1 protein-coding gene is annotated in these 1,074 nt (G+C 72.1%); it reads left to right on the top strand.

Annotation, left to right across the window (positions count from 1 at the left end; all coding sequences use genetic code 11):
- On the top strand, window positions 1-1,074 hold a 1,074-nt coding region (locus tag SMD10_RS25445; RefSeq protein ID WP_331688506.1), incomplete at both ends, for a hypothetical protein.

Here is a 1,074-nt window from a genome sequence, read left to right as displayed (position 1 = left end):
GACGCCAACGGCCACCGGAGCCGCACGCGCTACGATGCGCTGGGCAACGTCAAGGAGGCGACCGACGCCGAGGGGCGATCGACGGTCTACGGCTGGGGCGACGACGGCGAGCTGCTGATCGTCATCGACGGCGCCGGCAACAGGAAGACCTACGAGCACGACGACCACGCCAACGTCGTCGCCGAAATCGACGCCGAGGGCCACCGCACCGAAATCTCCCGCGATGCCCGAGGCCGCGCCGTCGCCACGCGCTTTGCCAACGGCGCGGTGGAGCGGCGCGAATGGGACGAGCACAACCGGCTCGTCGCGGTGACCGACGCGCGCGGCGGCGTCACGCGGCTGTCCTACGACGCCTTCAACCGCTTGGTCGAGACCGTCGATCCGCTCGGCCGGGCGACGCGCCGGAGCTACGGCGCCGGCGCCGGCGGCTTTGACACGGCGACGGCGGTGGTGCGGCCTGACGGCGTCGCCGTGTCGCGGACCTTCGACGGCGCCGGCTCGCTCGCCTCGGTCAGCGACGGCGAAGGCCGCACCTGGTCCTATCGTTATGGCGCCTTCGGCGTGCTGCAGGCGATCACCGACCCCAAGGGCGGCACGCTCGCCTTGGAGACCGACATCGAGGGCCGGCTCACCACGGTGACCAACGCCGCAGGCCTTGCCTGGCGCTTCGAGCGCGACGCGGCGGGGCGCGTCGTCGCCGAGGAGGATTTCGACGGCCGCCTGCGCCGCTACGAGCGCGACGCCGCCGGCCGGGTGGTCGAGACGCAAAAGCCCGACGGCGCCCGCCTCGTCTACGCCTACGACAAGTCGGACCTCGTCACCCGCATCGAGAGCTTTTCGCCGGCGGGCGAGGCTGAGGATGTGGCGCGCTTCTGGTACGACGGTCGGGCGCTGCTGATCCGGGCGGAGAACAAGGCGGCACGGGTCGAGCTGAAGCGCGACAGGAACGGGCGCATCGTCTCGGAGACGCTGAACGGCCGGCGCATCAGATCGACCCGCGACGCCATGGGCGAGCGGATCGCCCGCGAGATCGTCGGCGAGGACCGCGGCCTCGTCGAGATCGTCCGCGATCCC

This window comes from Consotaella aegiceratis (genome assembly GCF_036541425.1).
Classification (GTDB): domain Bacteria; phylum Pseudomonadota; class Alphaproteobacteria; order Rhizobiales; family Rhizobiaceae; genus Consotaella; species Consotaella aegiceratis.
Note: the sequence above shows the minus strand (reverse complement) of the source record. Positions and strands in the feature narration are given on the sequence as shown.